The 9,050-nt window shown below is 71.8% G+C and carries 8 protein-coding genes; 5 read left to right on the top strand and 3 right to left on the bottom strand.

The window, feature by feature from the left end; translation table 11 throughout:
* Positions 1–107: 107 nt before the first annotated feature.
* Both ACIA5A_RS30705 and ACIA5A_RS30700 read left to right on the top strand, forming a co-directional pair.
* The gene (locus ACIA5A_RS30705; protein WP_396768252.1) at positions 108–335 is read left to right on the top strand and encodes a hypothetical protein; all 228 of its coding nucleotides are present in this window, start codon (positions 108–110) and stop codon (positions 333–335) included.
* Positions 332–991 carry a hypothetical protein gene (locus tag ACIA5A_RS30700; RefSeq protein ID WP_396768250.1) on the top strand — a complete coding sequence of 220 codons (660 nt, stop codon included), beginning with the start codon at positions 332–334 and terminating at the stop codon, positions 989–991. Before ACIA5A_RS30705 ends, ACIA5A_RS30700 begins: the two co-directional genes overlap by 4 nt.
* A gap of 86 nt (positions 992–1,077) precedes the next feature.
* Here ACIA5A_RS30700 and ACIA5A_RS30695 read toward each other — a convergent pair whose 3' ends face one another.
* The 3 genes from ACIA5A_RS30695 to ACIA5A_RS30685 form a co-directional block, all read right to left on the bottom strand.
* On the bottom strand, positions 1,078–1,512 hold the full coding sequence (locus tag ACIA5A_RS30695) for a DUF6069 family protein (RefSeq protein WP_396768248.1): 435 nt from the start codon (positions 1,510–1,512) through the stop codon (positions 1,078–1,080).
* Positions 1,513–1,583: 71 nt separating this feature from the next.
* On the bottom strand, positions 1,584–2,561 hold the full coding sequence (locus ACIA5A_RS30690; RefSeq protein WP_396768246.1) for an RNA polymerase subunit sigma-70: 978 nt from the start codon (positions 2,559–2,561) through the stop codon (positions 1,584–1,586).
* A gap of 36 nt (positions 2,562–2,597) precedes the next feature.
* Positions 2,598–4,013: a PLP-dependent aminotransferase family protein gene (locus tag ACIA5A_RS30685; protein ID WP_396768244.1), complete on the bottom strand. Its 1,416-nt coding sequence runs from the start codon at positions 4,011–4,013 to the stop codon at positions 2,598–2,600.
* Between the two features lie 91 nt (positions 4,014–4,104).
* On the opposite strand from ACIA5A_RS30685, the gene ACIA5A_RS30680 reads away from it, so the two are divergent.
* From ACIA5A_RS30680 to ACIA5A_RS30670, 3 genes are all read left to right on the top strand, one after another.
* On the top strand, positions 4,105–4,965 hold the full coding sequence (locus ACIA5A_RS30680) for a DMT family transporter (RefSeq protein ID WP_396768242.1): 861 nt from the start codon (positions 4,105–4,107) through the stop codon (positions 4,963–4,965).
* 338 nt (positions 4,966–5,303) lie between these two features.
* A complete protein-coding gene (locus tag ACIA5A_RS30675; protein WP_396768254.1) occupies positions 5,304–6,923 on the top strand; it encodes a cellulose binding domain-containing protein in 1,620 nt (539 codons plus the stop codon).
* A 292-nt stretch (positions 6,924–7,215) separates the two neighbouring features.
* The gene (locus tag ACIA5A_RS30670; RefSeq protein ID WP_396768240.1) at positions 7,216–8,781 is read left to right on the top strand and encodes a polysaccharide lyase family 1 protein; all 1,566 of its coding nucleotides are present in this window, start codon (positions 7,216–7,218) and stop codon (positions 8,779–8,781) included.
* The last annotated feature ends 269 nt before the right edge of the window (positions 8,782–9,050 follow it).

Here is a 9,050-nt window from a genome sequence, read left to right as displayed (position 1 = left end):
ACCCGCTACGCCAAACGGGCATCCCTCTACCGAGCCAGCCTGGTCCTCGTCGCCGCTGTCATCTGGCTTCCATGATCGACAGGACAGGCCCTAGTGACCGCTATCCGATGGAGACCGCACTGGTGGAGAAATTGATCGATCTTGTCGACGAGCGAACGGTGTTTCGGGCTGTCCTCGGTGCGGAAGAAGACTTCGAGGAGTTCGTCCGGGCGGTGGATGCTGCACTGGGTGAGGGGGCGTACTGGACCATTCTGCAACTGAGTGACGCAGGGCGGTGGCGGGACGTCTTCCGCTTTGTCGCAGCGGGCCGGCCAGGCCGGGGGGAGGATCAATGATCTCCAGAATCGACTGGGACGCCGGCTCGCGCGCCGCCTCGGACGAGTTGGTGGAGCTGGCCGGGCGCCACTTCTTCATGCTGTACCGAGAGGTGGTCATCGCTGGGAAGCCGGACGAGGACCTGTCGCTTGTGGAGGCGATTGCGCTGGAGGCAGGTGAGGATGCCTCGCTGGCCGCGGCCGAAGGGCTCCTTGCCGCCTACGAGAGTGGCGGCCAGCCATTGCGGCTGACCGACTTCTCGGCGTTCCTCGTGATTTTTTCCTCTCGGGTGGTCCAACGTTTCCGTGAAGCGATCTGTGTCGAGCTGATGGCCAACAAGGACATCGCTCTGCTGGCTCCCACTGTGGTGACCTTGCTCAGGCTGCCGGTCGAGCTGGCGGCGCTCGCCGTGCCGATATCCGCAATGGTTGCCCGGGTGGGCCTCTCCGGGCTCTGCGCAGGGACGGAACGTGCCGCGCAGGAGCGCAAGTTTCTCGACGAGATGCTTGTGCTGCACAGAAACAACCTGCGCTTCGTCGAGACCGAGCGGACGAGGTACGCGGCGGGGGAGGTGCCGCCGGCAATTGACGAGGCGATCGCTCACGAGCAGCGTCGACTAGCCCATTTCCGGCGCATGCTCGACGAGGTCGGGGAGCCGGCTCGCCGAGGCGAATGACTATCGCCGTCGGGCGGTCGGGACACCGGCGCCTCACCGACATTCCTGGCACCACCACGCCATGACGGAACGCGGTACCAGTGGGGTCAGGCGGGCCGGGTGCGCAGGGCCCGGGTCAGGGCGGGGGTCATCACCACCGCCGCGACGAGATGCAGCCCGGCCAGCGCGACGGCGGTGGTGGGGGCGGCGCCGACCAGGAACGGCGGGACCAGTGAGATCGCGGTCAGCGTCCCCGCCGTCCAGAGGAACCGCCGGTCGGGGCGGGCGCTCCAGCGCAGCAGGGCGGCGGCGAGGGCCACACCCACGAGTGAGAAGAACCCGGTCACCACGGCGAAGCCGGACAGCGGGATGGTTTCACCCCCGTCCGGTATCGCGAAGTCGACGCCTGCGGCGTGGGCGAGCGCGGCGGCCAGGGTGGTGGCCACCACCGCGACGAGTGCGGCGATCATTCCGGTGCCGGCGAGCCGGCGGAACCTGGTCCGACCCGGTGCCGTCTCGGCGGCCTCGGTGGTGCTGGTCATGTCTGTCCTCCGTGGTTCGGGGTGGGAGTGCGGGTGCGGACGCGCCGCCACGCGGCGTGTGGGTCGCCGGGCTACTCGGAGCCGTCCGCGGGCAGGCGTTCCGGCAACCCGAGCCCGGCGAACCGGTCGGCGTCGAAGGTGAAGATCTCGGTGATCGCCCCGCCGGTGACGCGCAGGACGTCGAGCGTCAGCGGCAGGTACGAGCCCTCCCGCCAGTGGTAGAAGGCGACGGCCGGCTGCCGGTTCACGGTGGTGGGCACGCCGCGCAGCCCGGTCATGCCCTCGAAGCCGTCGTCGACCCAGTCCCTGACCACCGCGTCGCGGCCGACGCGCAGGCCGGGGGTGGGCGGCATCGCGCACCGCACGTCGTCGCGCAGCAGCGCGGTGAGCGCGGGAATGTCCGTGGCCACGCTGGCGTCGGTGAAGCGGCGGACCAGCTCGCGGGTCCCGGCGTCGCCCTCGCCGCCGGTCCAGTCCTGCCGTTCGGCGGGCAGGTGCTCGCGCATGCCGGCGCGGGCCCGTTGCAGCGCGCTGTTGACCGAGTTGACGGAGTCGCCGAGCAGCTCCGCGACGTCCCTCGCCGGCCAGCCGAGCACGTCGCGCAGGATCAGCACGGCCCGGGGGCGCGGCGCGAGGTGCTGCACCGCCACCACGTACGCCAGCTCGATCGTCTCCCGCGCCACGGCGACGGTCTCCGGCGCGTCCGCGTCGGCCGCCGGCAGTTCGTCGAGGAGCCGGTCCGGGTACGGCTGGAGCCAGCGCACCTCGCCCCCGGTGGCAGGCTCCGGCCGGCACCGGGCGAGCAGGTCCAGACAGGCGTTGGTGGCGATCCGGTAGAGCCAGGCCCGGAACGTGGCGCGCCCCTGGAAGGTCTCCCGCCGCCGCCAGGCCCGCAGGAACGTCTCCTGGACGGTGTCCTCGGCGTCCTCGAACGAGCCGAGCATCCGGTAGCAGTGCACGTGCAGCTCCCGCCGGTGGCGCTCGGCCAGCCTCGTGAACGTCGGCTCGTCGGCCTCGGCCAGGCCGGTCGTTCCCGGATCCTCGTGCATCCCGTCATCCTCTCGCCTCGGTGTGTCCCGCAGCAGTTATGACGGCTCGGGGCCGGAGAACTCATCACCGATCGCCACGGCCAGCCGGCGGACCGCCTCGTCCATCGCCTCCGGCGGGGCGGCGGCGTAGGTGAGGCGTAGGTGCGGTGCGGGCGGTTCGGCCGCGTACCAGGGGCGGCCGGGGAAGACGGTGACGCCGGCCGCGGCGGCCGCCGCGGTCACCGCGACGTCGTCCGTGCCGTCCGGCAGCCGCACCCACAGGTGCAGGCCACCGCGGGGCACGTGGCGCGGCACGAGCGCCGGCAGGTGCCGGTCCAGCGCCGCGAGCAGCGCCGCCCGGCGGTCCCGCAACTCCCGGCGGAGCGTACGGCGGTGCCGCTCCCAGGCCGGCGCGGTGAGGAACTCCAGCGCGGCCTGTTGCAGCGGCCCGGCGACGAAGAAGTCGTCGAGCAGCCGCGCGGCGCGCAGCCGGGCGCCGGCCGGACCCCGCGCGCCGAGCGCGGCGATCCGCAGGCCGGGCGCGGCCGGCTTGGTCAGCGAGCGCAGGTAGACGACGTGCCCGTCCGGGTCGTCGGCGGCCAGCGGGGGCGGCGCCTCGCCGTCGAGGGTGAGGTCCCGGGCGTAGTCGTCCTCGACGAGGAACGCGCCCGCGTCCCGGACCGCCTCGGCTACGTCCGCGCGCCGGGCGGGGGAGAGGGTCGCGCCGTGCGGGTTGGCGTGCAGCGGCTGGCAGTAGAACAGCCGGGCGCCGGTGCGCGCGAAGGCGGCGGCGAGATGGTCGGGACGTACCCCGTCGGGGTCGGCGGGCACCGGAACCACCCGCAGCCCGGTCGCCCGCGCGGCGGCCAGCGCGCCCAGGTAGGTGGGGGACTCGACCAGCAGCGTGTCACCCGGCGTGCCGAGCGCCCGCAGCGTGGAGGCCAGCGCCGCCTGCCCGCCCGGGCAGATCACGATGTCCTCGGCGCGCAGGCCGCCGCCGGTCTCGCGGGCGAACCAGGCCCGCAGGTCCGCGCGTCCCTCCACCGGCCCGCGATGCCAGGCGGCCGGTTGCCGCGCCGCGCGGGCGAGTGCGGCGCCGAGCGCGGCGGCCGGCTGGAGGTCGGGGTCCAGGTATCCGCCGGAGAGCGGGATGGCCTCGGCAGGCGGTAGCGCCAGTAGCGCCTGCATCTGATCCTCCCCGTCCCGCCGGGGTCCCAGCGCGACGGTCTGCCACGACAGGTCCCGGCCGGGCCGCTCGTCCGGCCGGGCGGCCACGAACGCGCCGCGACCCGACCGCGTCTCGACCAGGCCCTGGGCGACGAGGCGGCGGGTCGCCTCGGCGACGGTCACCGGGGAGACGTGGTGGTGGGCGGTCAGCTCGCGCACCGACGGCAGCCGCGTGCCGGGCGGCGCGGTCGCCACCAGCACCCCCAGATGGTGGACGATTCGATCCACGGCGCTACCATCATTCATGACGGATCAGCGTAGCGCTACGGACACCAGAACGGTAACGGCCATCGCCCTCGGCACACTCGGTGTGCTCGCCTTCAGCATGTCGCTCCCGATGACCCGCGTCGCGGTCCAGGCGTTGGACCCGTGGTTCGTCGCGTTCGGACGCGCCGTCGGCGCGGCGCTGCTCGCGGGGGCCTACCTGCGGGTGACCGGCGCGCCGCGCCTCACCCGCGCGCAATGGCGGCGGCTGGCCGTGGTGGCGCTCGGCGTCGTGGTCGGCTTCCCGCTGTTCACCTCGCTCGCACTCACCACGCAGACGTCCGCGCACGGCGCGGTGGTGGTCACCGTGCTGCCGGCGACGACCGCGGTGTTCGCGGTGCTGCGCGCCGGTGAGCGACCGCGGCCGTTGTTCTGGCTGGCCAGCGCCGCCGGGTTGGCGCTGGTGCTCGCGTTCCTCGTCACCGGCGGCGCGATCCGCGGCGCGCTGTCGCCGGCCGACGCGTTCCTGCTCGCCGCCGTCGCGCTGTGCGGACTGGGCTACGCCGAGGGTGGCGTGCTGGCCCGGGAACTCGGCGGTGCCCGGACGATCTGCTGGGCGTTGCTGCTCTCGCTGCCGGTCACCGTGCCGGTCACGGCGGTGGCCGCGCTCGCGTACCCGCCCCGGGCCGGCGCCGCCGCGTGGACCGCGTTCGGCTATCTCACCGTGGTCTCCATGTTCCTCGGCTTCTTCGCCTGGTACGCCGGCCTGGCCCGGGGCGGCATCGCCAAGGTCGGCCAGATCCAGCTCGCCCAGCCGGTGCTCACGCTGATCTGGTCGGCGCTGCTGCTCGGCGAGCGGGTCACCCCGGCCACCGTCGCGGTGGCGGCGGCGGTGCTGGTCTGTGTCGTGCTGATCCAGCGCGTCCGCGCCGGCGACGCGCGACCGCGTGGGTACGCCGAGGCCCACTCCGGACCGGTCGCCCGGCGGTGGTGACCTCACCGCCCTGGACGCCTGTGGGGTCCGTCCGGGCCGGTGCCGGGTCGCCTGCGCGGGGGCCGCCCGTGCTTGACCCGACTTGCGCCGGAATCTAAACTAACTACCTGTTAGCGCTAACAGCGGCGTCAGTCGATGAGGGCCGACGGGTCATTGACGCCGGGGTCAAGGGCAGTCCCCAGGGCGACGCTGGAGGGGCGGTGCCGACCGGTCCGGACCGGACCGGGGCACGCGCGTATCACCACCACCAGCCAGGAGGACGCAGAATGACGCACGACCAGAACGGGCCGGTCAGCGGCGCGCGGCGATTGCTGAGCCGGAGAGCCGTCCTGATGACGATGGGGGCCGTGCCGGTCTCGGCAGCGGCCACCACGCTGCTGGGGGCCACGGGAGCCTCGGCCGCGCCGGCGACCGTCAACCTGTCGGCGCAGCGGCAGACGATCAAGGGCTACGGCGCCATGACCCACGCGGCCTGGATCGGCGACCTGACGGCCGCCCAGCGGGAAACGGCGTTCGGCACCGGCGAGGGGCGCCTGGGCTTCTCCATCCTGCGGATTCCCGTCGGCGAGAGCTCGGCCGACTTCGGCCGTGACCTCGCGACGGCGAAACGCGCGGCCGAGCTCGGAGTGACCGTCTTCGCCTCGCCGTGGAACCCGCCCGCCAGCATGATCGAGACCTTCACCCGCGGCAGCCAGACCAACGCGAAGCGGCTCCGCTACAGCTCGTACGCCGCCTATGCGCAGCACCTCAACGACTTCACCACGTACCTGCGCAACAACGGGGTGCCCCTCTACAGCATCTCCGTGCAGAACGAGCCCGACTACGCGCACGACTGGACGTGGTGGACCTCTGCCGAGATGGTCAGGTTCCTGCGGGAGAACGCCGGCTCGATCAGCACCCGGGTCATGGCGCCCGAGTCGTTCCAGTACGTCAAGTCCATGTCCGACCCGATTCTCAACGACCCCACCGCCCTGGCCAACGTGGACATCATCGGGGCCCACCTCTACGGGACGTCGTACTCGAACTTCCCGTACCCCCTCTTCAAGCAGAAGGGCGCGGGCAAAGAGCTGTGGATGACCGAGGTCTACTACCCGAACAGCAACACCAACTCGGGCGACGCCTGGCCCGAGGCGCTCGACGTGGGCGAGCACATCCATCGCGCCATGGTGGACGCCGAGTTCCAGGCGTACGTCTGGTGGTATCTGCGGCGCAGCTACGGCCCCATGCGGGAGGACGGCCAGGTCAGCAAGCGTGGTGCGATGATGGCGCACTTCGCCCGGTTCGTCCGGCCCGGCTACACCCGCGTCGACGCGACGGCGAACCCGGCGTCGAACGTCTACGTCTCGGCCTACCGGGGCGGCGACACCGTCGTCATCGTCGCCGTCAACAAGAACACCTCCTCGGTGAGTCAGCAGTTCACCCTGTCCGGCACCACCGCCTCCGGCAGCGTCTCGAACTGGCTGACCGACGCGAGCCGGACCGTCGCGCCCCAGGGCGCGCTCACCATGTCGAACGGCTCCCTCACCGTCACCCTGCCCGCCCGAAGCATCATGACCTTCGTGGTCGGCGTGAACGGCACCCCGCCGCCCAGCCCGACCCCGACCCCCACGCCCACCGTCAGCCCGACCCCGGGTGGGGGCACGGGTCCCCGGGTCGCCTACACGATGAACTCCTGGGGCTCCGGCTTCACGGCCAGCATCGACATCACCAACACCGGCACCTCGGCGATCAACGGCTGGACGTTGGCCTTCAACCTGCCCTCGGGCCAGTCGATCACCTCGGGCTGGGGTGCCACCTACTCGCCGTCAAGCGGCCAGGTGAGCGCCCGCAACGTCGACTACAACGCCGCGATCGCCCCCGGGGCCACCGTCAACATCGGCTTCCAGGCGAACACCAGCGGCAACACCGCTGAGCCGACTGCCTTCACCCTCAACGGCGTCGCCTGCACGGTGGTCTGACCCTCCTCGAGAGTGACCGAAGCCGACTGCGGCCCCTCCGGATGACGGAGGGGCCGCAGCTCTTCGTGGGGCGTACATCCAGGTCGCTGCAAAAAACCTGCAAACGCCAACCCTTGCCCTGAGCGAAAGCGCTTTCTTACGATTGCGTGACATCGATGTTTCATTTGCGGGCCGGGCGCCGCGAATGGAGAAACGCCGCCGGCGGCGCGCCTGATCGCGTCGCGGCAATTCCCTTTTCCTGTTCGGCGACAGCCGGTCGATCCGGCGTGCGCGAAAACGAATCGAGGCGTCAATGAGACGACCAGTCGCACTGCGACTCCAGGCCGTTGCGGCCACGGCGGTGGTGGGGGTCGCGGTCGCCGTGACCGTGCCGACCCCGCAGGCGTCGGCGGCGGCCGGGGCCGCCACCGGCTTCGCGAGCCAGAATGGCGGGACCACCGGCGGCGCGGGCGGGCAGACGGTACGCGCCACCACCGGGACCGCGATCCACACGGCACTGTGCAACCGGGCCAGCAGCAGCACCCCGATCATCATCGAGGTCTCCGGGACCATCAACCACGGGAACACCGCCAAGGTGTCCGGTCCGAGCTGCAACACCGCGGCCGGTGTGATCGAGCTGAAGCAGATCAGCAACGTCACCCTCGTCGGGGTGGGCGGCGGCGCGGTCTTCGACCAACTCGGCATCCACATCCGCGACTCGCGCAACATCATCATCCAGAACGTCACGGTGCGGAACGTGAAGAAGTCGGGCTCGCCCACCTCCAACGGCGGCGACGCGGTAGGCATGGAGAGCACCGTCCGCAACATCTGGGTCGACCACGTCACGCTGGAGGCGTCCGGTGGCGAGGCGGAGGGCTTCGACGGCCTGTTCGACATGAAGGACGACACCCAGTACGTGACGTTGTCCTACAGCATCCTGCGCAACTCCGGCCGCGGCGGTCTCATCGGCTCCAGCGAGAGCGACAGGTCGAACGGCTTCGTCACGTTCGACCACAACCTCTACGAGAACATCGACTCCCGCACGCCGCTGCTGCGTGGCGGCGTCGCCCACATGTACAACAACCACTACTCCGGTCTGCACGAGTCCGGCATCAACTCCCGCGCCGGCGCGCGGGCCAAGGTGGAGAACAACTACTTCCGCAACTCCAAGGACGTGCTCGGCACGTTCTACACCAACGAACGCGGCACCTGGCAGGTCGCCGGCAACATCTTCGACAACGTGACCTGGTCGGCCACCGGCAACGAGAACTACCCGGCCGGGCCGAATCCGACGTCCACCACCACGGTCGGCATCCCCTACTCGTACCGGCTGGACGGCGCGAGCTGCGTGCCGGACATCGTCCGGCAGACGGCGGGCGCCAACACCGGACTGCGGGTGTCGGACGGCGGCTGCACGCCGCAGTCCCCGCCGCCCACCACGCCCGCGCCCACCACGCCCGCGCCGACCACCCCGCCGCCGACGACCACCAGCCCGCCGCCGCCCAGCGGCACCAACCTGAGCCTCGCCTCCGGCGCCGGCGCCGACGGCTCCAGCAAGGCCGACGGCACCAGCTACGGCAACGTGCGCGACGGCAGTCTGGGCACGTACTGGTCACCGTCGGGGTCCACCGGCACCATCTCGATCAAGTGGGGCTCGGCCACCACGGTCTCGCGGGTGGTCGTCCGCGAGCCGTCCGGCACCCAGGGCTCGATCGGGTCGTGGCAGCTCGTCAACAACGACACCGGGGCGGTGCTGGCCTCCGGGACCGGGGCGGGCGCCGTCAGTTTCGCGGCCACCTCGCTGAAGAAGATCAACTTCAAGATCAACAGCTCGAGCGGTACGCCCAGGGTCGGCGAGTTCGAGACGTACGCCGGCTGACCGGCGCGAACGGGGCGGGGGCGGCCGTTCGGCCGCCCCCGCCCTCGTGTCGTCGCTGCGTGCGCCGACGCTGACGGAGACCTCGTTCCCGTTCACGCCGACCGGTGTGTCGGCCGCGCTCGCGTTCCGTGGGACGGCGACGTGCCCGGCCCTGGTGACGTGCTGCGGCGAAGCCGTCAGCGCTGGAGGGTCAGCAGGCCCGGGCGGTAGGGCAGCAGGCCGTAGTCGCCGCCGGAGTTGGTGGCGCGGCCCTGGTAGAGCAGTTGCAG

The organism is Micromonospora sp. NPDC051300 (assembly GCF_044455315.1).
In the GTDB taxonomy this organism is placed as follows: Bacteria; Actinomycetota; Actinomycetes; order Mycobacteriales; family Micromonosporaceae; genus Micromonospora; species Micromonospora robiginosa.
This window is presented reverse-complemented; position numbering and strand designations above follow the sequence as displayed.